This is a genomic window from Streptomyces sp. NPDC001515 (assembly GCF_053597115.1).
Window position 1 is genome coordinate 84,086 of sequence record NZ_JBSFHN010000002.1, and the last position, 20,583, is coordinate 104,668.

The 20,583-nt window shown below is 73.1% G+C and carries 21 protein-coding genes; 8 read left to right on the forward strand and 13 right to left on the reverse strand.

Annotation, left to right across the window (positions count from 1 at the left end):
* Positions 1-18 precede the first annotated feature (18 nt).
* Positions 19-672: a LuxR C-terminal-related transcriptional regulator gene (locus ACWCXC_RS04010; RefSeq protein ID WP_450682317.1), complete on the reverse strand. Its 654-nt coding sequence runs from the start codon at positions 670-672 to the stop codon at positions 19-21.
* Positions 657-1,925, reverse strand: coding sequence for a sensor histidine kinase (locus ACWCXC_RS04015; RefSeq protein WP_450886488.1), 1,269 nt, complete (start codon positions 1,923-1,925; stop codon positions 657-659). Before ACWCXC_RS04015 ends, ACWCXC_RS04010 begins: the two co-directional genes overlap by 16 nt.
* A 239-nt stretch (positions 1,926-2,164) precedes the next feature.
* Between ACWCXC_RS04015 and ACWCXC_RS04020 the strand changes: the two genes are divergently transcribed.
* Positions 2,165-4,288, forward strand: a complete 2,124-nt coding sequence (locus tag ACWCXC_RS04020) for an MMPL family transporter (protein WP_450682315.1) — start codon at positions 2,165-2,167, stop codon at positions 4,286-4,288.
* A gap of 72 nt (positions 4,289-4,360) precedes the next feature.
* Here ACWCXC_RS04020 and ACWCXC_RS04025 read toward each other — a convergent pair whose 3' ends face one another.
* The 4 genes from ACWCXC_RS04025 to ACWCXC_RS04040 all read right to left on the reverse strand — a co-directional run bounded on the left by ACWCXC_RS04025 (position 4,361) and on the right by ACWCXC_RS04040 (position 9,101).
* Positions 4,361-4,936 carry a winged helix-turn-helix domain-containing protein gene (locus ACWCXC_RS04025; protein WP_450682314.1) on the reverse strand — a complete coding sequence of 192 codons (576 nt, stop codon included), beginning with the start codon at positions 4,934-4,936 and terminating at the stop codon, positions 4,361-4,363.
* A 352-nt stretch (positions 4,937-5,288) separates the two neighbouring features.
* Positions 5,289-6,323, reverse strand: coding sequence for a glutamine synthetase (glnII, locus tag ACWCXC_RS04030; RefSeq protein WP_450682313.1), 1,035 nt, complete (start codon positions 6,321-6,323; stop codon positions 5,289-5,291).
* A gap of 157 nt (positions 6,324-6,480) precedes the next feature.
* Entirely contained in the window at positions 6,481-7,611 is a 1,131-nt protein-coding gene (locus tag ACWCXC_RS04035) for an ARPP-2 domain-containing protein (protein WP_450886491.1), read from the reverse strand.
* On the reverse strand, positions 7,608-9,101 hold the full coding sequence (locus tag ACWCXC_RS04040; protein ID WP_450886493.1) for a hypothetical protein: 1,494 nt from the start codon (positions 9,099-9,101) through the stop codon (positions 7,608-7,610). Before ACWCXC_RS04040 ends, ACWCXC_RS04035 begins: the two co-directional genes overlap by 4 nt.
* Positions 9,102-9,314: 213 nt before the next feature.
* Between ACWCXC_RS04040 and ACWCXC_RS04045 the strand changes: the two genes are divergently transcribed.
* Complete coding sequence (locus ACWCXC_RS04045) at positions 9,315-10,229, forward strand: Gfo/Idh/MocA family protein (protein WP_450886495.1); 915 nt, start codon at positions 9,315-9,317, stop codon at positions 10,227-10,229.
* Between the two features lie 24 nt (positions 10,230-10,253).
* Here the strand turns inward: ACWCXC_RS04045 and ACWCXC_RS04050 are convergent, their stop codons facing one another.
* Positions 10,254-10,736 carry a MarR family winged helix-turn-helix transcriptional regulator gene (locus ACWCXC_RS04050; RefSeq protein ID WP_450886497.1) on the reverse strand — a complete coding sequence of 161 codons (483 nt, stop codon included), beginning with the start codon at positions 10,734-10,736 and terminating at the stop codon, positions 10,254-10,256.
* Positions 10,737-10,801: 65 nt separating this feature from the next.
* On the opposite strand from ACWCXC_RS04050, the gene ACWCXC_RS04055 reads away from it, so the two are divergent.
* The gene (locus tag ACWCXC_RS04055; protein WP_450886499.1) at positions 10,802-11,677 is read left to right on the forward strand and encodes an alpha/beta fold hydrolase; all 876 of its coding nucleotides are present in this window, start codon (positions 10,802-10,804) and stop codon (positions 11,675-11,677) included.
* Between the two features lie 13 nt (positions 11,678-11,690).
* On the opposite strand, the gene ACWCXC_RS04060 is transcribed toward ACWCXC_RS04055, so the two are convergent.
* Positions 11,691-12,050 (reverse strand): ArsC/Spx/MgsR family protein, encoded by a 360-nt coding sequence (locus ACWCXC_RS04060; protein WP_450682307.1) that lies wholly within the window; start codon positions 12,048-12,050, stop codon positions 11,691-11,693.
* A 129-nt stretch (positions 12,051-12,179) separates the two neighbouring features.
* On the opposite strand from ACWCXC_RS04060, the gene ACWCXC_RS04065 reads away from it, so the two are divergent.
* Positions 12,180-12,449, forward strand: a complete 270-nt coding sequence (locus ACWCXC_RS04065; protein ID WP_450682306.1) for a hypothetical protein — start codon at positions 12,180-12,182, stop codon at positions 12,447-12,449.
* A 61-nt stretch (positions 12,450-12,510) separates the two neighbouring features.
* Here ACWCXC_RS04065 and ACWCXC_RS04070 read toward each other — a convergent pair whose 3' ends face one another.
* Complete coding sequence (locus tag ACWCXC_RS04070; protein ID WP_450682305.1) at positions 12,511-12,966, reverse strand: hypothetical protein; 456 nt, start codon at positions 12,964-12,966, stop codon at positions 12,511-12,513.
* 134 nt (positions 12,967-13,100) lie between these two features.
* On the opposite strand from ACWCXC_RS04070, the gene ACWCXC_RS04075 reads away from it, so the two are divergent.
* From ACWCXC_RS04075 to ACWCXC_RS04085, 3 genes are read left to right on the forward strand one after another with little or no spacing between them, the layout of a single operon-like run.
* Complete coding sequence (locus ACWCXC_RS04075; RefSeq protein WP_450886503.1) at positions 13,101-13,586, forward strand: hypothetical protein; 486 nt, start codon at positions 13,101-13,103, stop codon at positions 13,584-13,586.
* Between the two features lie 32 nt (positions 13,587-13,618).
* Positions 13,619-14,011 (forward strand): VOC family protein, encoded by a 393-nt coding sequence (locus tag ACWCXC_RS04080; RefSeq protein WP_450682303.1) that lies wholly within the window; start codon positions 13,619-13,621, stop codon positions 14,009-14,011.
* Positions 14,012-14,058: 47 nt separating this feature from the next.
* Positions 14,059-15,951 (forward strand): SMI1/KNR4 family protein, encoded by a 1,893-nt coding sequence (locus ACWCXC_RS04085; protein WP_450886505.1) that lies wholly within the window; start codon positions 14,059-14,061, stop codon positions 15,949-15,951.
* Positions 15,952-16,035: 84 nt separating this feature from the next.
* On the opposite strand, the gene glnA is transcribed toward ACWCXC_RS04085, so the two are convergent.
* Complete coding sequence (gene glnA, locus ACWCXC_RS04090) at positions 16,036-17,445, reverse strand: type I glutamate--ammonia ligase (RefSeq protein ID WP_450886507.1); 1,410 nt, start codon at positions 17,443-17,445, stop codon at positions 16,036-16,038.
* Between the two features lie 277 nt (positions 17,446-17,722).
* On the opposite strand from glnA, the gene ACWCXC_RS04095 reads away from it, so the two are divergent.
* On the forward strand, positions 17,723-18,190 hold the full coding sequence (locus tag ACWCXC_RS04095) for an RDD family protein (protein WP_450886509.1): 468 nt from the start codon (positions 17,723-17,725) through the stop codon (positions 18,188-18,190).
* A 99-nt stretch (positions 18,191-18,289) separates the two neighbouring features.
* Here the strand turns inward: ACWCXC_RS04095 and ACWCXC_RS04100 are convergent, their stop codons facing one another.
* The 3 genes from ACWCXC_RS04100 to lipA form a co-directional block, all read right to left on the reverse strand.
* Positions 18,290-19,000 (reverse strand): DUF4191 domain-containing protein, encoded by a 711-nt coding sequence (locus tag ACWCXC_RS04100; RefSeq protein ID WP_450682299.1) that lies wholly within the window; start codon positions 18,998-19,000, stop codon positions 18,290-18,292.
* A 10-nt stretch (positions 19,001-19,010) separates the two neighbouring features.
* Complete coding sequence (locus ACWCXC_RS04105) at positions 19,011-19,220, reverse strand: SCO2195 family GlnR-regulated protein (protein ID WP_450682298.1); 210 nt, start codon at positions 19,218-19,220, stop codon at positions 19,011-19,013.
* A gap of 335 nt (positions 19,221-19,555) precedes the next feature.
* Complete coding sequence (gene lipA / locus ACWCXC_RS04110; RefSeq protein WP_450682336.1) at positions 19,556-20,497, reverse strand: lipoyl synthase; 942 nt, start codon at positions 20,495-20,497, stop codon at positions 19,556-19,558.
* Between the last annotated feature and the right edge of the window lie 86 nt (positions 20,498-20,583).

The following is a 20,583-nucleotide window of genomic DNA, read 5'->3' on the forward strand; positions in this document are numbered from 1 at the left end:
GGACGCCCCCTCCACCCCCTACGCCTTGCCCCGGTCCAGATAGGCCAGCACCGCGAGGACGCGGCGGTTGTCGTCGTCGGAGGGCGGCAGGCCGAGCTTTCCGAAGATGTTCGAGGTGTGCTTGGCCACCGCCCGCTCCGTGATCACCATCTGCGAGGCGATCGCCGCGTTCGACCGGCCCTGCGCCATCAGCTCCATGACCTCCCGCTCGCGCGGCGTCAGCCCGCCCATCGGCTCGTCCTGCGCCCGCCGGCTCAGCAGCTGGGAGATGACCTGCGGATCCATCGCCGTGCCGCCCGCCGCGACCCGGCGCACCGCGTCGACGAACTGGTCCGCGTCGAAGACCCGGTCCTTCAGCAGATAGCCGATCGCCCCGTTGCCGTCCGCCAGCAGCTCGCGCGCGTACAACTGCTCCACGTGCTGCGACAGGACGAGCACCGGAAGCCCCGGTCTGGCCCGCCGGGCGGCCAGGGCGCACTGGAGCCCCTCGTCCGTGTGGGACGGCGGGAGCCGGACGTCGACCACGGCGACGTCCGGCTGAAGCTCCGCGAGGGCCCGGGTCAGTTCGGGCCCCGTCTCGACGGCGGCCGCGATCTCGAAGTCGTACGCCTCCAGCAGGCGCACCAGGCCGTCGCGCAGCAGGAAGAGATCTTCGGCTAGGACAACTCGCAAGGAATCTCCATGGTCACCATGGTGGGACCGCCCGCGGGGCTGCTGACGGCCATGACGCCGTCGAATGTACCGAGTCGCCGTTCGATTCCGCTCAGCCCGGAACCCGCCCCGGCCACCGCCCCGCCCTTCCCGTTGTCGGTGACCGAGATCCGCAGCATCCCCTCCGCGTGGTGCACGTCCACCCAGACCCGGTCCGCGCCCGAATGCTTCGCCGCGTTCGTCAGCACCTCGCTCACCGCGAAGTACGCCGCCGACTCCACCGGGGCCTCGGCCCGGCCCGCCAGCTCCACGTCCACCTCGGTCGCCAGCGGCAGCCGCAGCGCCAACGCCCGTACCGCGTCCCCGAGTCCCCGCTCGGCCAGCACCGGCGGATGGATGCCCCGCACCAGATCGCGCAGCTCCGTGAGCGCCTCGGCCGAGGACTCCCGGGCCATCGCCAGCAGCTTCTTCGCCTGCGCCGGGTCCTTCTCGACCAGTGCCTCGATGGCCCCGAGGTTCATCCCCATGGCGACCAGCCGGGCCTGCGCCCCGTCGTGCAGATCCCGCTCGATGCGCCGCAGCTCCGAGGCGGCCGTGTCCACGGCCTCGTGCCGCGTCTCGGTCAGCCGGTCGATCCGCAGCGCCAGCTCCTGCTCCTGGGTGGGGGCGAGCACCGAGCGGGCGAGCACGAAGTGGGCCCGCAGCAGCGGCTCGCTCAGCACCGTGCCGACCGCCAGGAGCACCAGACCGAGCCCGGCCGCCATCAGCCCGGTCGCCTGGCTGTCCACCGGGACGAACGCGTACCAGTAACGGTCGTCCGTGAAGACCCGCCACAGCCCGGCCGCCAGGACGAAGCCCTCCACCGGGTAGAGCATCAGCGCCGCCCCCAGCAGCGCCACGACCGCCCCCGCCGTCATGTCCACCAGCATCCAGCGCATGTCCCGCCAGGTCGCCGGGTCCTTCATCAGCAGCGTGGTGCGCTCCACGTAACCGGTGAGCCCGCCCCGCAGATCCTTGGGGAACGGCCGGTACGGGACCGGGATCCGGACGTCCGACCAGGTGACCGCCAGCAGCCGGCGCTGATTGGCGTGCCTGCGCACCGCCTCGATCAGGTGCGGGGTGGTCAGCACCCCGATGCCCAGCGGGATGAGGGCGATGGAGACCAGCGTCACCGTGAACAGCGTGACGGAACCCGCGAGCGCGGTGAACGACAGCACCAGTCCGCGCCACGCGGCCAGCAGCGCCGACCGTATCCGTGCTCCGACCGCGTTCATGAACCACTCGCTTCCCTCGTCGGGCCGCCGTGCCGGCCCGGTCCGCACACAGTCTCACCCGGGCGGCGCCCCGGGCGTCAGCCGTTTCCCCACCCGGCGGGGGTGTACCCAGCACCACCCCCCGGACCTCGCCCTACGGCACGGGCGGGTGGGGGTTTCGGCGGCTGGGGCGGCGGACCGGCGCTTCCTAGATTCGGGGGAGTCAGGTCCGACGCACTACTTCAGGGGGCGACACCGCCATGAGGAGAAACCTCGCGGCACGTATCGGTGTGTGGAGCGCACACCATCGCAAGACGGCCGTACTCGGCTGGCTGCTCTTCGTGGTTCTGGCCGCGGGGCTCGGCGGCGCGTCCGGCATGGTCGAGATGACCGACGCCGAGAACGGGGCCGGCGACTCCGCCCGCGCCGAGAAGATCCTCTCCGACGCGGGCCTCGGCCACCGGGCCGGCGAACTCGTCATGGTGTCCTCCGACCGCCCCGACGGCTGGCGGAAGGCCGCCGCCGAGCTGGCCACCGCCCTCGACCGGACCGGCGAGGTCACCGACCTCGCCCCGCCCGTCGCCTCGAAGGACGGTACGGACGGACTGGTCACCTTCTCGATGAAGGGCGACCCGGACACCGCCGCCGACCGCGTGCGGCCGGTGCTGGACGCCGTCTCCGGCGTCGCGGAGGAGCACAGCGGGGTCACCGTCCGCCAGTTCGGCGACGCCAGCGCCGGCAAGTGGCTCGGCGACCTGCTCTCCGACGACTTCAAGAAGGCCGAGTTCACCGCCGTGCCCCTGGCGCTCGGCATCCTCCTCGTCGCGTTCGGCGCGGTCGTCGCGGCCCTGCTGCCCGTCGCCCTCGCCCTCACCGCCTGCATGGCCGCCTTCGGCCTGCTCTCGCTCGCCAGCCACCAGCTGCACCTCTTCCAGACCACGTACTCCGTGATGTTCCTGATGGGCTTCGCCGTCGGCGTCGACTACTGCCTGTTCTATCTGCGCCGCGAACGCGACGAGCGGGCCGCCGGACACGACGCCGAGACGGCGCTGCGCATCGCCGCCGCGACCAGCGGCCGCTCCGTGCTGGTCTCCGGGCTGACCGTCATGGTCGCCATGGCCGGGATGTTCCTGTCCGGGCTGATGCTGTTCAAGGGCTTCGCCCTCGCCACGATCATCGTCGTCCTCATCGCGATGCTCGGCTCCGTGACCGTGCTGCCCGCGCTGATGTCCTGGCTCGGCGACCGCGTCGAGGCGGGCCGCATCCCGCTGCTCAACAGCCGGGCCCGGCGCGGACGCAAGGAGAGCGGCAAGGTGGCCGGACGGCTGCTGCGCCCGGTGCTGAACCGGCCGAAGCTCTTCGCGGTGGCCTCCGTCGCCGTCCTGCTCGTCCTCGCCGCGCCCGCTGTCGGCATGAAGACCGAATCCCTCGGCCTGGAGAAGCAGTTCGGCTCCGATTCCACGCTCTCGGTCGCCTACCGGAAGATCAGCGAGACCTTCCCCGGCGGCCCCGCCCCGGCCCGGGTGGTCGTGGAGGCCGACGACATCGCGGCCCCCGGCGTCCGTGAGGCGCTTTCCGGCTTCGACCACGTGACCGTCCACCGCGCCGAGAACGTCGCCGAGTTCGAGGTGGCGCTGCCCGACGGCGAGGACGGACTGCGCGAACTGCGCGAGCACCGGCTGCCGGACGCCTTCGACGGCACCGGGGCGCGCGCCTACGTCACCGGCGAGACGGCCGGGTCCGTCGACTTCAACGACCAGCTGCGGCGCGGCATCGTGCCCGTCTTCCTCTTCATCGCCGCCGTGACCTTCCTGCTCATGCTGTTCTGCTTCCGCAGCTATGTCGTCGCCGTCACCTCGATCGTCCTCAACCTGCTCTCCGTGGCCGCCGCCTACGGGGTGATGACCGCCGTCTTCCAGCACGGCTGGGGCGCCTCGCTGATCGGCTCCGAGGGAGTCGGCGCCATCGAGTCCTGGATGCCGCTGTTCGTCCTCGTCGTTCTGTTCGGGCTCTCCATGGACTACCACGTCTTCGTGGTCTCCCGGATCCGCGAGGCCCGCCTGAGGGGCCTGTCCACCTCCGAGGCCATCGATGAGGGCATCCGGCGTACCGCCGGCGCCGTCACCGGGGCGGCCGTGATCATGGTGGCGGTGTTCTCCGTCTTCGGCACGCTCTCCATGCAGGACATGCAGCAGATGGGCGTCGGCCTGGCCGTCGCCGTCCTGCTCGACGCCACGATCGTCCGCATGGTGCTGCTGCCCTCGGTGATGGCGCTCCTCGGCGAACGCAACTGGCGCACCCCGCGCGCCCTGTCCCGCCTCCCGGTCCCCGACCACGGCGAACCGGCCACCGCCCCCGCGCCCGCCCCGTCCGTGCGGGTCTGACCCCGCCCGCCCCCGGACGGCGAAGGGGCCCGGTTCCGGACCGTTCCGGAACCGGGCCCCCTCACGCGTCCGTCAGGGCGCGTACTTGTACCCGACGCGCCGCACCGTCTGGATCGACCGCCGGTGCTCGGCCCCCAGCTTGCGGCGCAGCCGGGCGATGTGGACGTCGACGGTCCGCCCGTCGCCCACATGCCCGTAGCCCCACACGGTGGTCACCAACTGGTCGCGGGTGTGCACCCGGTGGGGGTGCGCCACGAGATGGGCCAGCAGCTCGAACTCCAGATACGTGAGGTCGAGCACCTGCCCGTTCACCGAGGCGGAACGCTGGACGGAATCGATGGTCACCGGCCCGGCCGGAGCCTGCGCCGGCACCTCCGGCACCACGTACTGCGCGGCGGCCGCCGCGAGCGCCGGCTGCTGGTCGGCCGGTACGAGCACCAGATAGCCGACCATCGGGGGCCGGCCCGGCAGCGCGGGCAGGGTGTGCTGGGGCGCCGGCAGCCAGGTCGCCCCCGGCGTCAGCAGCGCGGAGACGTCGGCCGGCCGGACCGTCTCGTCCGGCGCCACGGCACGCAGCCGGTGCCGGTGGGCGGACGGGAGAGGGGCGGTGGAGGCGGCAGCGGCGGAGAAGGTACGGGTGTTCGCCATGAGGGTCAGCTCTTTCGCGCGAGGAGTCGTCTGTGGAGGGACGTGCGTCGTGCGCGCGGGCCGAAGACCGGGGTGAGCGGCTTTAGAGGGCCGGCGCGTTCCACGCGCGGCAACACACCCGGTCGAAGTCGTGGTGCTGACGGGACGGCCAGAACGGTTCGAGGTCGCTGCGACCGTTCGAGACGTACAGGATGCTGGCCATGCCCCCATTGAACCAGAGAACTCCCCCCGGCAGCAGACCTCTCTCAGCCGTCGGTACGGACCCGTGGCGTTACGTATCTCACGCCACGCCGAAGGGGCGCCCACCGGAATCCGGTGAACGCCCCTTCGGCGCACGCGTCGTGGAACGGGATCAGGCCTGGCCGGCCTTCTCCAGCGCGGTGCAGCAGGTGTCGACGATCAGGCGGGTGACCACGTAGGGGTCCACGTTGGCGTTGGGGCGGCGGTCCTCGATGTAGCCCTTGCGGTCCTGCTCGACCTGCCAGGGGATGCGGACGGAGGCGCCGCGGTCCGAGACGCCGTAGCTGTACTCGTTCCAGGGGGCGGTCTCGTGGAGGCCCGTCAGGCGGTCGTCGATGCCGGCGCCGTAGTTCTTGACGTGGTCCAGGGGCTTGGAGCCCTCGCCGAGGGACTCGCAGGCGGTGATGATCGCGTCGTAGCCCTCGCGCATGGCCTTGGTGGAGAAGTTGGTGTGCGCGCCCGCGCCGTTCCAGTCGCCCTTGACCGGCTTGGGGTCGAGGGTCGCGGAGACGTTGAAGTCCTCGGCGGTGCGGTAGAGCAGCCAACGGGCCACCCACAGCTGGTCGGAGACCTCCAGCGGGGAGAGCGGGCCCACCTGGAACTCCCACTGGCCGGGCATGACCTCGGCGTTGATGCCGGAGATGCCCAGGCCCGCCTTCAGGCAGTTGTCGAGGTGCTTCTCGACGATCTCGCGGCCGAAGATCTCGTCCGAGCCGACGCCGCAGTAGTAGCCGCCCTGCGCGGCCGGGAAGCCGCCCTCGGGGAAGCCGAGCGGGCGGTGCCCGTCGAAGAAGGTGTACTCCTGCTCGATGCCGAAGATCGGCTCCTGCCCGCCGAACTGCTCGGCGACCGGCCGCAGCAGCGCCCGCGTGTTGGAGGAGTGCGGGGTCATGTCGATGTCGAAGACCTCGCACAGGACCAGGATGTCGTCGCCGCCGCGGATCGGGTCCGGGCAGCTGAAGACCGGCTTGAGCACGCGGTCGGAGGCGTGGCCCTCGGCCTGGTTGGTGCTCGAACCGTCGAAGCCCCAGATGGGCAGCGAGGCCACGTCGGCCGACGGGGCTCCGGACATGATCTTGGTCTTGGAGCGGAGCTTGGCGGTCGGCTCGGTGCCGTCGATCCAGATGTACTCAGCCTTGAACGTCACGGAAGCCATCCTTCGGGGGCGCAGCGGTCTCTGCCGCGCAGCTTCGCAAGGCGCGATTTCCCGACCGTTGCCCTCGTGTGAACCCCGTGTTACCGGGGTTTCCGGCGGGCGACGGGCCCCGGGTGCGGGGGAGCGGCCCCCGCACCCGGGGCCGTTCTCACCGCCCCCGCTCGCGCAGCAGCGACGCGAAACCGGCCGCCCGGATCCGCCGCGTCAGCTCCTGCGTGCTCGTGCCCAGCGCCCGCGCCGTGTTCCCCAGGTGCCAGTCCTCGGCGGCCAGCCGGCGCAGCAGATGCCCGCGCCGGATCTGCGCCTCGGAGAGCCGGAACGTCTTCAGATACGCGAGCCGGCCCTTGTGGTCGGTGATCGCCTCCCCGATGTGCTGCCCGCTCCCGTCCCGCGCGAACGGCGGCAGGAACCGCTGGAGCGTGAACGATCCCATGCGGCGCACCCGGTCGAACGCGTACGAGCCGTCCAGCAGCTCCCCGGCGAACAGCGTGTCGTGCCCCGTGCGCCACGCCCGCTCCTGGACCCGCGCCGCGGCCCGCAGGTCCGCGAGCGTCCGCAGATGCGGCCCGTCCGCGATCCGGGCGGCGAAATCGGGCACCGGGGCGCCGTACGTCGCGTACTGGTGGACCAGCTCCCCGTACAGGTCCTGGACGAGCGTCGCGTGCAGCAGCCGGTAGTCCTCCGGGTGCGGCACCACGAACGCGGAGGCGAGGGCGTCCGACGCGTAGACCATCACCCCGCACTGGCCCGGATGGATCTCGAAGATCCGCAGGGCCTCGCCGAGCCCCCGCACCGACCACCCCAGATATGTGTCCTCCGCACGCGGCGACAGCCCGTCCCGCAGCGCCGAGCGCGACCACTCCTCCCAGGCCGTCGAGGGACCGCCGAAGTGCAGTGCGAGATAGCCCTCCAGCGCCAGATGGAGCGGCAGGAAGCGCAGCCGGTCGCCCGGCCGCCGCTTGGCCAGCCGGTGGTGGTGCAGCCGGGGCAGCCGCACGGCCTCGGGCCGCGCGCCGCCGTCCGCACCGGACAGCTGGGTGCCGTACGCCGCCGACCCCGCCCCCTCGCCCGACCAGTCCGCGACGAACCCGTGCGGGATGTACGAGCTGTACGCGGTGCGCGGCCCGAGCTCCACGGTCGCGGCGCCGTACCCCTCGTACACCTCCCGGTGCAGCCGCAGCCCCTCCACCGGGGCCTCGCGCAGCAGCGGGACGAGGCGGATGCCGCCCCACACCTGGGCCGGGCCCGTGGTGAGCCCGGCCGTCTCGATCGCGGTCACCGCTCTCCTCCCGCCGGTCCGGCCCCGGTGAACCGGGCGACCCGCCGGTCCAGGTACGCGTACAGGTCGGCCGGCCCGGTGCGCCCCTCGGAGAACCGCGCCAGCTCCACCAGCGCCGGCAGGTCCTCCGCGTCGCGGATCCCGGCCGTCGGCACGGCCGACGACAGCCGCCGCACATCGAAACCGTCCGCGTCGTATACAGGGTTCACATGGACCGCCGAGGTGCGCCGCTCCGGGTCGATCCGCGCCCGCCACAGCCGCAGCACCTCACCGGCCAGCCCCGGCGGGGCGTTGTCCCAGCCGTCCGAGACGACGACCAGCCGGTCCGGGCCGTGCTCCAGCGCGTCCAGGATCCGGAAGCCCAGCGGCGTCGGCCCCCATGGCACGACCAGCAGCGGGTCCCGCGCGCCGGAGGTCCACAGCCCGGTGTACGCGCCGGGCGCGGCGAGCGCCTCCAGCAGCTGGTGGCAGGCCAGCGCCACGGCCAGCGGGCGGCGCCGCTTCACCCCCGAACCGGACGAGGAGTAGCTGTCGTCGAGCACTGCGGCGACCCGCCCCCAGCTCCCGGCGTGCGGCCCGGCGGCCCGGCGCGCGGCCGTGCGCAGCGCCCCGGTCAGCTCCGCGCGCCGCCGCGCCCGCTCCTCCCGGTCCAGCGCCAGCACGTACAGCGCGAGACGGGTCAGCGGCATCGCGGCCAGATCCACGTCCGGCGGCGGCCCGGCACGCCCGTCCGCCCGCTCCTCCCGGGTGCGCAGCCGCTCCAGCCGGGTCATCCGGGGCGCCATCCGCTCCAGGAACGCCTCGCGCTCCATGCCGCGCCGGGCGGCGAAGCCCTCCGCGACGGTGAACGGCAGCTCCTCGACGGCGCCCCGCTCGTAGTGGGCCCGGCGCCAGGCGTCGAGCAGCGGGTGCCGGTAGCGCGGCAGCGCGCCCGGCCGGAACAGGAACGCCCCCAGCTCGCCGTCCGCCCCCGGGGCCGCGGCGGCGGGCGCGCCGTCGAGCCGGAGGTGGGTGTGGCGGGCCGCGGCCTTCAGCCCCGACCGGTACTTCACGGCGTCGTGCCCGAGGTCCGGCCGGGCGGCCAGCCAGTCGCGCACGATCGCCCGGGTGCGCCGGTTGTTGACCCCGGCCGCGCGCAGCCCCCGGAACAGCCGGTAGACCCGCTGCGGCGCCATCCGCTCCAGCCGGGCCGCGATCAGCCGGCCCTCGGCGCGCTTCTCCTCGGCGGTGGCGTCGGCGGCGTGCTCCAGCAGGCCGTGCACGATGTGCGCGGCGTTGTGGTCGTTGATGTCCAGGGCGAGCGCGGCGGCGTACACACGGCGGTAGTTGACGCGTACGTACGCGTGCAGGAAGTCCAGCGAGAGCCGCTGCTCGTACGCCTCCGAGCGGAATTCGCGCTGCCCGGTCGCGGTGATCGCCGCGTTGACGAAGAGCAGGACGTCCTCGGCCGCGACGAGGTCGGCAAGGGTCTCGGTCGTCTCGGTCGTCATGGTCGGTGTCCCCCGTGGCGGTCCGCGAGGCGTGCGCGCACGCGGAGGCCGGCCGGGGAATGGGGGCGCGAACAGCGAAATATTTGCTTCATAGGCAAGTCCCGGAAGTCGCGCCGGAGTCCCGCGGCCGGCCGGCGCCAACGTAACCGTCCGTGCCCCCGTCCCGCCACCGGATTCGGACGCGCACCACGCCCCACCGGGCACACTGGACCCATGACGCCTCCCGTGAACCCCCTGCGCATCGGCCTGGTCGGTACGGGCCCGTGGGCCCGCACCACCCACGCACCCGCCCTCGCGGCCCATCCCGGGGCCGTGCTGAGCGGGGTGTGGGGCCGCCGCGCGGAGGCCGCCCGCGCGCTGGCCGGGGAGTACGGCGTCGAGGCGTTCAGCGGGGAGGCGGGGCTGGACGAGCTGTTCGCCGCCAGTGACGCCGTCGCCTTCGCGCTGCCGCCGGACGTCCAGGCCCCGCTGGCCGCGCGCGCCGCGGCGGCCGGCTGCCATCTGCTCATGGACAAGCCGGTGGCCACGACCGTCGAGGGGGCCCGCGCGGTCGCCGAGGCGGCCGAACAGGCCCGGGTCGCCTCGGTCGTGTTCTGCACCCTGCGCTTCGCGCCGCCGACCGCCGCCTGGATCGAGGAACAACGCGCGACGGGCGACTGGTTCACCGCGCGCGCCGAGTGGATCGGCGCGCTGTGGGCCCCCGGCGCCGACAGCGCCTACGCCGCGTCCCCGTGGCGCCGGGAGAAGGGCGGCCTGTGGGACGTCGGCCCGCACGCCCTCTCGGTCCTCATCCCGGTCCTCGGCGACGTCACCGCCCTGACGGCCGCCCGGGGCCCCGCCGACCTCCACCACCTGGTGCTCCGCCACACCTCCGGCGCCTCCAGTACCGTGACCCTCGCCCTCGGCGCCCCGGTCGCGGCGGCCGGCGTGGCCGTCGAGCTGCGGGGCGGGCACGGCACCGCCGCCCTGCCCCGCTGGGACGGGGCCGTGGACGCCTTCCGCGCCGCCGTGGACGCCCTGATCGACTCCGTCCGTACGGGGGAGCCGCACCCCTGCGACGTCCGCTTCGGCCTCCGGCTGACGGAACTGCTCGCGGAGGCCGAGGCGGTGGCGGAGGCCGGCGCGTAGACGGGGGAGCGGGGCGGGCCGGGCTCAGCCCTCCGGGTCCCCGGCCGCCTGCTCCAACGGCTCCGAGACCGAGGCGAGGAACCCGGCCAAAAACCTCCGTACGGCCGCGACCTCGCCCTCCTCGTACCCCCGCAGCAGCTCCTCGGCGCTCGCGATCGCCGGCCCGAACGCCTCCCATCCCAGCTCCACGGCGCGCGGGGTCACGGCCAGCAGCACCCGCCGCCGGTCCCGGGGGTCGCGGGTGCGCGTCACCTGGCCGAGCCGCTCCAGCCGGCCGATGAGCGAGGTGGTGCCCGCCGAATTCAGGCCCAGCTCCGCGCCGAGGCGCCCCGCGGTGGCCGCCGTCCCGCTCCGCTCGGCGTCGAGCAGGCACACCAGGGCCCGTACATCGGTCGGGTGCATTCCGTGCCGGGCGGCGAACTCCGCCTGGCGCAGCCCGAATTCCATGGAGACCCGGCGCAGCAGATGGACGATCTCGCGTTCCTGCCCGCCCGTTTCCGTACCCATCCCGACTCCTCGATATTATCTCGCTCAGCGAGATAATATCCGGATGTGCGAGCCGAGGGAGCACCATGACGTCCACCCCGCCCGTAACCGCCGACGCGGCCTTCCTCACCGCCTACGACGCGGTCCTCGCCGCCCACTGGCCGCCCGGCACCACCGCGACGGCCGTCCCCACCCCCTACGGCACGACCCACGTCAACAGCTGCGGCCCCGAGGACGCGCCGCCCCTGGTGCTGCTCCCCGGCGGCGGAGCGACCTCCACCGTCTGGTACGCCCAGGCGAGCGACCTCGGGCGCACCCACCGGGTCCACGCGCTCGACCTCGTCGGGGAGCCGGGCCGCAGCACACCGGGGGAGCGGTCGGTGCGCACGGTGGCGGACCTGACCGCCTGGCTCGACGCGGTCCTGGACGGCCTGGGCATCCCGTCCGCCGCCCTGTGCGGCCACTCCTACGGCGGCTGGATCGCCCTCCACTACGCGCTGCACGCGCCGGAGCGGCTGGACCGGCTGGTGCTCGTCGACCCGACCGGCTGCTTCACCGGCTTCCGCCCCGGCTATCTGCTGCACGCCCTTCCCCTGCTGCTCCGCCCGAACGCCGCCCGCGTCCGCGCCTTCCTGGCGTGGGAGACCGGCGGGGCCGCGCTCGACCCGCTCTGGCTGCGGCTGCGCGAGGCGGCGGCGGGCGTTCCCTCGGCCCGCCCGGTCACCGGTCCCCGCCCGGCGCCCGGGGCGCTGCGCGCGCTCACCGTTCCGGCCCTGGTCCTGCTCGCCGGGCGCGGCCGGGCCCAGAGCGCGGCCCGCGCGGAAGCCGCCGTGCGCCGGCTGCTGCCGCCCGCGCGGACGGTGGTCCTGGCCGGGGCCACCCACCACAGCCTGCCGTCGCACACCGCGACGGCGGACGAACTCGACGCCGCGATCGCCGCGTTCCTCGCCCCGGCCCCCTGAGCCGGCCGCCCGCTCAGCGCTCCAGCGCGTCCCGCACCGCCTCCTCGGAGCGGGCCACCACGGCCGTGCCGTCGTCCGCCGTGATGATGGGCCGCTGAATCAGCTTCGGATGCTCCGCGAGGGCGGTGATCCAGCGGTCGCGGGCCTCCGCCTCGCGCGGCCAGTCCGCGAGGCCGAGCTCCCGTGCGTCGGCCTCGCCGGTGCGCGTGATGTCCCACGGCTCCAGCCCGAGACGGCCGAGCACCGCCCGGATCTCGTCGGGCGTCGGCACGTCCTCCAGATAGCGGCGGACCGTGTACGAGGCCCCCTCCGCGTCGAGCAGGTCCACCGCGGAACGGCACTTGGAACAGGCGGGATTGATCCAGATCTCCATGGGGCCAAAGGTACGGGATGGATCCCCGAAAACCCCTCTGGCCAGGGGCGATTGTCAGTGGGGGGCAGTAAAATGGGGGTAGTTCGTGAGGGTTCCGCAGAGTTACGCCACCGCGCCAGGAGGTTGCCCATGGCCGTTGCCGCAGTCACGACCCAGCCGCTCCACAAGCCCCTGCAGAAGAAGCCCCTTCCCGCCGGCCGCCCGCGCGAATGGTACGTCTCGCACAACCGCCGGCTGAAGGCGATGCGCCTGGCGATCGCGCTGCTCGACACGGGGGTCTACTACCCGTCGACCGCGAGCAACGCCCGGATACGCACGACCGCCGAGCGCATCGGCATCCACCCGCCGTCCGACACCACCTGCCGCATGGTCCGCGCCCTCATCCGCTACGGCCGCTGACCCGCCCGCACCCCGCCCCCGTCCGGACCTTCCCGGGCGGGGGCACAGCGGTGCCCGCCGCTCAGAACCCGCTGCACGAGGCCGTGGCGAAGGGGCCCGAGGCGGTCGCCGTCCGCCGGGTGCCGTCGTCCACGGTCACCGCGCAGGCCACGCTGCCCCCGGACCGGCCGAGCGTGACGGTGAACGAACCGCCGTCCATGAAGCCCTTCGTGTCCACCTCCCCGGCCCACGGCAGCCGGCGCAGCGTCAGCCGCCCGGTCGACAGCTCGTCGTCCCGCCACGTGCTGTACGTGAGGGTCACGTCCTCGGCCGCGCCCGTGACCTCGTACCGGACGTGCAGGGTCCTGGCCCCCTCGCGGTGCGCCTCCCCGGCCAGTACGGCGGAGACCGCGCCGGCCCCCAGGGCCAGCAGCACCAGGATCATCACGAGCACCCACGGCCACAGCCGCCGCCGGGGCCCGGTCTCGGGCGCGGGGTCCGGCGCGGCGGGGCCCGGGGGTACGGCCGGCTCGTCCATGCCCCCACCCTCGGTGCTCCGGCCCGGTCCCGCGACCCCGCCGCCCGTCCGGCCCAACCGCCGCCCGCCCCGGGTGCGGCCCCGACCGCCGCCCCGTTGACTGGGACCCGATACGGCGAGTGCTGGGAGGCACCATGGCGAGGCGAGGCGTACGGGGCGCGGGCGCGGTGCTGGTGGCGGCGGTGATCGCCGCGACGGCCACGGCCTGCTCCGACGACGGGGACACCGCGTCGAGCACGGTCTCCAAGGCGGCCTCCGCGGCCTCCTCCGCCGCCTCCAAGGGCGCCGACGCCGTGGCCTCCGCGACGGCCGCCGCCGGGGACAAGCTCGACGACATCAAGGACGGCGTGAACGCGGGCGGCGACGTCAAGGCGGCCGCCCCCACCGCCGACGGCGACGGCCGGGCCACCTCGAAGGTCACGGTGACCAACAGCACCGACAGCACGCAGTCCTACGCGGTCCAGGTCAACTTCCGGGACGCGAGCGGCAATCTCCTCGACACGGTCGTGGTCACGGTCGACGACGTGGCGTCCAAGGCCACCGAGGACGCCACGGCCCGCAGCAACCGCACGCTCGAAGGAGACGTGAAGGCCGAGGTGGGCAAGGCCCTCCGGCACTGAACGCCCCCGCCCCACCGACCCGGAGAAGCCTCATGCGCATCCATCTGACCAGCGTCTTCGTCGACGACCAGGACAAGGCCCTGCGCTTCTACACGGAGGTACTCGGCTTCGTGAAGAAGCACGAGGTGCCGCTCGGCGCGGCCCGCTGGCTGACCGTGGTCTCGCCCGAGGCGCCCGACGGCACCGAACTGCTCCTGGAGCCCGACGGGCACCCCGCCGTGAAGCCGTACAAGGAGGCCCTCGTCAAGGACGGCATCCCGGCCGCGTCCTTCGCCGTGGACGACGTGCCCGCCGAGTACGCCCGGCTCGGCGCGCTCGGCGTGCGGTTCACCCAGGAGCCGCTGGAGATGGGCCCGGTGACGGTGGCGGTCCTGGACGACACCTGCGGCAACCTGATCCAGATCGTGCACGACGCCGGCGCCTGACCCGGCGCGGCGGCCCCGTTGTCGGTGCCGGATGACACCATCCGGCCATGACTGAAGGTTCTTTCGACTGGCAGACGTTCCTCGGGCGTTGGCAGGACGAGTGGGTCCCGTCCGACGACGACCCGGACGAAGAGGCGGAGGAGGAAGCGCGCCCGCTCGGCGTACCGGGGGCCTCCGAGGCCGCGATCGCCGGCGCCGAGGCCCGCCTCGGACAGCGGCTTCCCCCGTCGTACCGGGCGTTCCTGGCCGCCAGCGACGGATGGCAGGTGGACCAGACCGCCGGGATCTACCGCCTCGGCGGCGCCGAGGACATCCAGTGGTTCGACGATCCGTTCGGCATGACCCCGATGTACGAGGAGAACCTGGGCGAGAACCCGTCCCCGGAGGAGATCCTGCTGGCCGGGATGTGGAGCCGGGCGCTGCGCCTGGAGACCGACTCCGACATGTCGTACGCCCTCCTCGACCCGGGCGACACGGACGAGGACGGCGAATGGGCCCTGTACGTCTACCGGGGCTGGGGCGGTGAGTACCCGGACCGCTACGCCTCGTTCCGCGCGTTCATGGAGGAGATGTACCGGGGCTTCCACGGCGACCGCGCCGCCCGCCCGGACTTCGTCAACGCGACCACGCGCACCCAGGACGCCCGGGTCGAGGAGGCCCGGCGGCTCGCACTGCGCGGACGGTACGAGGAGGCGGCGCCGCTCCTGGAGGACGCGCGGTCCTTCGGCCGGCCCCGCAGCCATGTGCTCCACCAGCAGATCCAGCACTTCCTCTCCCCGAACGGCCACCGGGACTACGGCCCGCTGGTCGGCGAACCCGGCTGTCTGCCCGAACTCCTGCCCCTGCAGGCCCTGGAGCCCGGCCGCGGCGAATGGCGGCTGGGCGGGGACGACCACTGGCTCGGGATGATCGCCGCGCGAGGTGTCCCCCGGGAGACCGCCGAGGCCGTCCTCGGCGCGGTCCGCGACGGCACCCACCGCTACGCGCCGGACGGCGCCTGGGGCCGTGCCGTCGCCCGGGCCCGTGAGGAGGCCCGCTGGGGTGCGACGGACGCCGCCTGGCGCACGCTGCGCGCCGCCCTTCCGCACTGGGAGGCGCCCGACCCCTCGCTGATCGCCCCCCTCGGCCTGCTCGCCGACCCCTGGCTCGGCCCGCTGGTCACCCCGGAGCGCGGCGCCGAACTCCTCGCCACCCCCCGCTCCGGCGAGCGGGGCCCCGCCCCCGCCCCCGTGCCCGACCTCGACCCGCCCGGCCTCCTCTGGCTCACCGAGCCCGACGGCTACCAGCCGTCCTTCTCCGGCTACCGCTGCGTCTGGGTGCGGGACGCCGACCCCGACCGGCTGCCCGCACTGCTGGGCGGGGAGGGCGCGGCCCTCGGCGCCCCCGTGAACGTCCGCGCGACCCCCCACCACCGACGTGACCGACGGGGTCTCGACGACGCCGAGCCGTGGGAGGACCGGGCCACGGTGAGCGTCGGCCGCACCGACGAGGGCTGGGCCTTCGCCTTCGACGGCGAGTCCCGCCTCCCGGGCGACCGCCTTGCTTCCCCCGCCGCGTCCGCCTCCGCCACCGGCCGCGCGGTCGTGGTCTGGAACGAACCCCGACGCGAGGATTCCGGTTCCGGCCGCTCCGCCTTCCACCTCTCCGTCGCCGAACAGGGCCGCGAGCTCTACGCGTTCACCGTCCGGGACACCGGGACCGAGCGCTCCGGGGCGATACCCGAGGCCCTGGACCCCGCCCGGCTCTTCCGCCCCGAGGACACCCCCCTCGCCAACGAGCGCCGCTTCCTGACCGCCCTCCACACCGAACTGCACCTCTCCCTGCCACGCTTCGCCCTCACCCGCGGCGTCCTGCCCACCTTCCCCACCCGCTCCTGGACCCGCGCCCCGCGCGCGGGGGAGAGCTACGCGTACATCGGCTTCCGCCGGCACCGCGCCTGAGCCACCGGGCCCGCACGGAAACGGGCCGGGCCCGCCCCTCCGACGAGGAGGAGCGGGCCCGGCCCGTGCGTGCGGCGGTCCGGCCTAGAGGTCGTAGTACAGCTCGAACTCGTGCGGGTGCGGGCGCAGCTGGATCGGGGCGATCTCGTGGGTGCGCTTGTAGTCGATCCACGTCTCGATCAGGTCGGACGTGAAGACACCGCCGGCCTGGAGGTACTCGTTGTCGGCCTCCAGGGCGTCCAGGACGGCCGGGAGGGAGGTCGGGACCTGCTGGACGTTGGCGTGCTCCTCGGGAGCCAGCTCGTAGAGGTCCTTGTCGATCGGCTCGGCGGGCTCGATCTTGTTCTTGATGCCGTCGAGGCCGGCCATCAGGAGGGCGGAGAAGGCCAGGTACGGGTTGGACGACGGGTCCGGGGCGCGGAACTCGACGCGCTTGGCCTTCGGGTTGGAGCCGGTGATCGGGATGCGCATGGCGGCGGAGCGGTTGCGCTGCGAGTACACCATGTTGACCGGGGCCTCGAAGCCGGGCACCAGGCGGTGGTAGGAGTTCACCGTCGGGTTGGTGAAGGCCAGCAGCGACGGGGCGTGCTTGAGGATGCCGCCGATGTAGTAGCGGGCGGTGTCCGAGAGGCCCGCGTAGCCCTGCTCGTCGTAGAACAGCGGGTCGCCGCCGGCCCACAGGGACTGGTGGACGTGCATGCCCGAGCCGTTGTCGCCGAAGATCGGCTTCGGCATGAAGGTCGCGGTCTTGCCGTTGCGCCAGGCGACGTTCTTCACGATGTACTTGAAGAGCATCAGGTCGTCGGCCGCGGCGAGCAGCGTGTTGAACTTGTAGTTGATCTCCGCCTGGCCGCCGGTGCCGACCTCGTGGTGCTGGCGCTCGATCTCCAGGCCGCTGTTCTGCAGCTCCAGGGACATCTCGGCGCGCAGGTCGGCGAAGTGGTCGACCGGCGAGACCGGGAAGTAACCGCCCTTGTAGCGGACCTTGTAGCCGCGGTTGTTCTCGATCGCACCGGTGTTCCAGGCGCCGGCCTCGGAGTCGATGTGGTAGAAGCTCTCGTTCGCCGACGTCTGGAAGCGGACGTTGTCGAAGACGTAGAACTCCGCCTCCGGGCCGAAGTACGCGGTGTCGGCGATGCCGGTGGAGGCGAGGTAGGCCTCGGCCTTCTTGGCCACGTTCCGCGGGTCACGGCTGTACTGCTCGCCGGTGATCGGGTCGTGGATGAAGAAGTTGATGTTGACGGTCTTGTCGCGGCGGAAGGGGTCGACCCGGGCGGTCGACAGGTCCGCGCGGAGCGCCATGTCGGACTCGTGGATGGCCTGGAAGCCGCGGATCGACGAGCCGTCGAAGGCAAGCTCGTCGGCCGGGTTGAAGGTCGCCGCCGGGACCGTGACGTGCTGCATCACACCGGGCAGGTCGCAGAACCGGACATCGATGAACTTGACGTCGTTGTCGGCGATGAACTTCTTCGCGTCGTCGGCGTTCTGGAACATCCAACTCCTCCTACTCCCGTCCGGAGAGGAACGGGGTGGTAGCTCGTGGTGCGGCCAGTGCGGTGGCCCACGCTGGACCCGACCATAGGCAGACCGGATTTCTCAAGCATGACCCATTTGTTTCGCCGAAGTTAACCGGGGCGGGTGTGACCGGCGCCTCCTTCCTCGGACCGGGAGCCGTTCCGGACGCGTTCCGGCCCTGTTCCGGACGCGTGTCGGGGCCGTGGCCCCGCCCCCGCCGGGCAGGGTCGCGGGAGGGGCGCAGTACCGTGGTCGGGTGGACAACAGGCAAGCAATCGGATCGTGGCTCTCCGGGCCGCGCGCGGCCGCCGAGGAGATGGGCGCCGACTTCGGGTACCGGGGCAAGCGGCTCGGGCTTCCCGAGCAGGGACCGGGGGCCATGGCGCCCCTCGGGCGGCGTTTCGGCGCGCTCTTCATCGACTGGGCCCTGTGCATGCTGATCGCATACGGGCTGTTCGCTCGCGGTGACCAGCAGGCCGCCGGCAACTGGGCGCTCGGCATCTTCTTCGTCCTGAGCGTGCTCACCGTCGGCACCATCGGCTGCACCCCCGGCAAGCGTCTGATGGGCATCCGGGTCGTCGCCGAGAGCGGCGGTCCGCTGGGGATCGGGCGGGGGCTGGTGCGCAGCCTGCTGCTCTGCCTGGTGATCCCGGCCCTGGTCTGGGACCGCGACGGACGGGGCATCCACGACCGGGTCGGCCGCGCCGTCCAGGTGCGCATCTGAGGTCCGCCGGGCCCGAGGACGAGACGGCCCGGGCACGAGAAGAGGGCGGGCGCAAACCGAACCGGTTCGCGCCCGCCCTCTTCGTCCGTCCGTGGCGGGTCAGCGCATCTTTCCGCCGCGCGGCATCCGCATGCCCTTCGGCATGGGGCCCTTCGGCAGCGGCATGTTGCTCATCAGGTCGCCCATGGCGCGCAGCCGGTCGTTGGCGGCGGTCACCTGCGGGCCGGTCAGCACGCGGGGCATCTTCAGCATCGTGGTGCGCACCTTCTTCAGCGGCACCTGACCCTCGCCGTTGCCGACGATGATGTCGTGCACGGGCACGTCGACCACGATGCGGGCCATCTTCTTCTTCTCGGCGGCGAGCAGGCTCTTCACCCGGTTCGGGTTGCCCTCCGCGACCAGCACGATGCCCGCCTTGCCCACGGCCCGGTGGACGACGTCCTGGTTGCGGTTCATCGCCACCGCCGGCGTCGTGGTCCAGCCACGGCCGACCCGGTCGAGCACCGCGGCCGCCGCACCCGGCTGGCCCTCCATCTGACCGAAGGCAGCCCGCTCGGCACGCCGTCCGAAGACGATCGCCATCGCGAGGAGAGCGAGCACGAAGCCCAGGATGCCCAGGTAGATCGGGTGGTCGATCAAGAAACCAATCGCGAGGAGGACACCGAAGGTGACGATTCCCACACCCGCGACGACAAGACCGATCCTGGGGTCGGTCCGCCTGGTCATCTTGTAGGTCAGGGCGATCTGCTTGAGCCGCCCCGCGTTCTCGGCGCTGTCCGCGCCTTCAGTGGTGTTTGCCTTCCTCGCCATGCAATGAAGTTTACGTGGCCTTCGAACGGTGGTCCGCCACGGCCTCCCCCACGTACGCGGACTCGACGCGGTCCTCGGCCCGGCGGCGGTCCTCCAGGACGGCCGTCCAGGCGTTGCGGCGGGCGGTGCGCTGGCCGCCGGCCAGGAGCAGCGATTCGACGGCGCGCAGGGCGCCCGTGACGGACGGGAGGGCGGTGGCGCGTACCGGCACGGCCTGCATCGTGGAAGTCCTCTCGGAACGGATGCGCGCACCCGGCGGGCCCGGTTCGGGCGGGAGGTGCTGCGCGGACGGAAGGTCGGAGTGACGGAGCGAGGACCTGCGGCGGAGCACGGGGAGCGGCGGCCGTCGCGAGCCGCCGCGCCCCGTCCACCCAGGGTCACGCCCGGGTGTTACCAGCGCGTGGCCGGTCGGTCACACACCAATGAAACCCCGATGAGCGCGGAGCGCACGCCGAAGCGGCCCATACGCGCCCCGGTCCGCGGGGAACGTACGAGCCGCTTCGGACCGGCGGTGAACGCCGGCGAGGTGCCTGCGCGGAGCGCACCCGCGTGACGTCACGCGGTCGGCGCCCCGGCCGCCGCCGTCGCCCCGCGCCGCTCCATCGCCTGCTGGAAGAGCCGGCCGGCCCGGTACGAGGAGCGGACCAGCGGCCCGGACATCACACCGGAGTAACCGATCGCGTCGGCCTCGTCCTTCAGCTCCACGAACTCGTGCGGCTTCACCCAGCGCTCCACCGGGTGGTGGCGCACCGACGGGCGCAGGTACTGGGTGATGGTGATCAGCTCGCAGCCCGCGTCGTACAGGTCGCGCAGCGCCTCGCTGACCTCCTCGCGGGTCTCGCCCATGCCGAGGATCAGATTGGACTTGGTCACCAGTCCGGCCTCGCGGGCGCGCGTGATGACCTCCAGGGAGCGTTCGTAGCGGAAGCCGGGGCGGATGCGCTTGAAGATGCGCGGCACCGTCTCCACGTTGTGCGCCAGCACCTCGGGGCGGGCGGAGAAGACCTCGGCGAGCTGGGCGGGCTCCGCGTTGAAGTCGGGGATGAGCAGCTCGACCTTGGTGCGGCCGGCCTCCCGGTCCGCGGTCAGCGCGTGGATCTGGCGCACGGTCTCCGCGTACAGCCAGGCGCCGCCGTCCTCCAGGTCGTCGCGGGCGACGCCGGTGATGGTGGCGTAGTTCAGGTCCATCGTGACGACCGACTCGCCGACGCGGCGGGGTTCGTCCCGGTCCAGCGCCTGCGGCTTGCCGGTGTCGATCTGACAGAAGTCACAGCGCCGGGTGCACTGGTCACCGCCGATGAGGAACGTGGCCTCGCGGTCCTCCCAGCACTCGAAGATGTTGGGGCAGCCGGCCTCCTGGCACACCGTGTGCAGACCCTCGCTCTTCACGAGCTTCTGCAGCTGGTTGTACTCGGGGCCCATCTTCGCCCGGGTCTTGATCCACTCGGGCTTGCGCTCGATGGGGGTCTGGCTGTTCCGGACCTCCAGGCGCAGCATCTTGCGCCCGTCGGGTGCGACAGACACTCCGGCACTCCCCTTTGCTTTCACTGCATTGGATTCTTCGGCGAACACCAGGGTACGCC

Excerpts from the sequence above, each read along its gene's own strand:
- ACWCXC_RS04070 (WP_450682305.1), bottom strand. The coding sequence starts at position 12,966 with ATGGACGAGCCGGCCGTACCCCCGGGCCCCGCCGCGCCGGACCCCGCG.
- ACWCXC_RS04025 (WP_450682314.1), bottom strand. The coding sequence starts at position 4,936 with ATGGCGAACACCCGTACCTTCTCCGCCGCTGCCGCCTCCACCGCCCCT.
- ACWCXC_RS04045 (WP_450886495.1), top strand. The coding sequence starts at position 9,315 with ATGACGCCTCCCGTGAACCCCCTGCGCATCGGCCTGGTCGGTACGGGC.
- ACWCXC_RS04020 (WP_450682315.1), top strand. The coding sequence starts at position 2,165 with ATGAGGAGAAACCTCGCGGCACGTATCGGTGTGTGGAGCGCACACCAT.
- ACWCXC_RS04100 (WP_450682299.1), bottom strand. The coding sequence starts at position 19,000 with ATGGCGAGGAAGGCAAACACCACTGAAGGCGCGGACAGCGCCGAGAAC.
- ACWCXC_RS04075 (WP_450886503.1), top strand. The coding sequence starts at position 13,101 with ATGGCGAGGCGAGGCGTACGGGGCGCGGGCGCGGTGCTGGTGGCGGCG.
- ACWCXC_RS04055 (WP_450886499.1), top strand. The coding sequence starts at position 10,802 with ATGACGTCCACCCCGCCCGTAACCGCCGACGCGGCCTTCCTCACCGCC.
- ACWCXC_RS04085 (WP_450886505.1), top strand. The coding sequence starts at position 14,059 with ATGACTGAAGGTTCTTTCGACTGGCAGACGTTCCTCGGGCGTTGGCAG.
- ACWCXC_RS04050 (WP_450886497.1), bottom strand. The coding sequence starts at position 10,736 with ATGGGTACGGAAACGGGCGGGCAGGAACGCGAGATCGTCCATCTGCTG.
- lipA (WP_450682336.1), bottom strand. The coding sequence starts at position 20,497 with ATGCTGCGCCTGGAGGTCCGGAACAGCCAGACCCCCATCGAGCGCAAG.
- ACWCXC_RS04015 (WP_450886488.1), bottom strand. The coding sequence starts at position 1,925 with ATGAACGCGGTCGGAGCACGGATACGGTCGGCGCTGCTGGCCGCGTGG.
- ACWCXC_RS04080 (WP_450682303.1), top strand. The coding sequence starts at position 13,619 with ATGCGCATCCATCTGACCAGCGTCTTCGTCGACGACCAGGACAAGGCC.
- glnA (WP_450886507.1), bottom strand. The coding sequence starts at position 17,445 with ATGTTCCAGAACGCCGACGACGCGAAGAAGTTCATCGCCGACAACGAC.
- ACWCXC_RS04060 (WP_450682307.1), bottom strand. The coding sequence starts at position 12,050 with ATGGAGATCTGGATCAATCCCGCCTGTTCCAAGTGCCGTTCCGCGGTG.
- ACWCXC_RS04105 (WP_450682298.1), bottom strand. The coding sequence starts at position 19,220 with ATGCAGGCCGTGCCGGTACGCGCCACCGCCCTCCCGTCCGTCACGGGC.
- ACWCXC_RS04040 (WP_450886493.1), bottom strand. The coding sequence starts at position 9,101 with ATGACGACCGAGACGACCGAGACCCTTGCCGACCTCGTCGCGGCCGAG.
- ACWCXC_RS04065 (WP_450682306.1), top strand. The coding sequence starts at position 12,180 with ATGGCCGTTGCCGCAGTCACGACCCAGCCGCTCCACAAGCCCCTGCAG.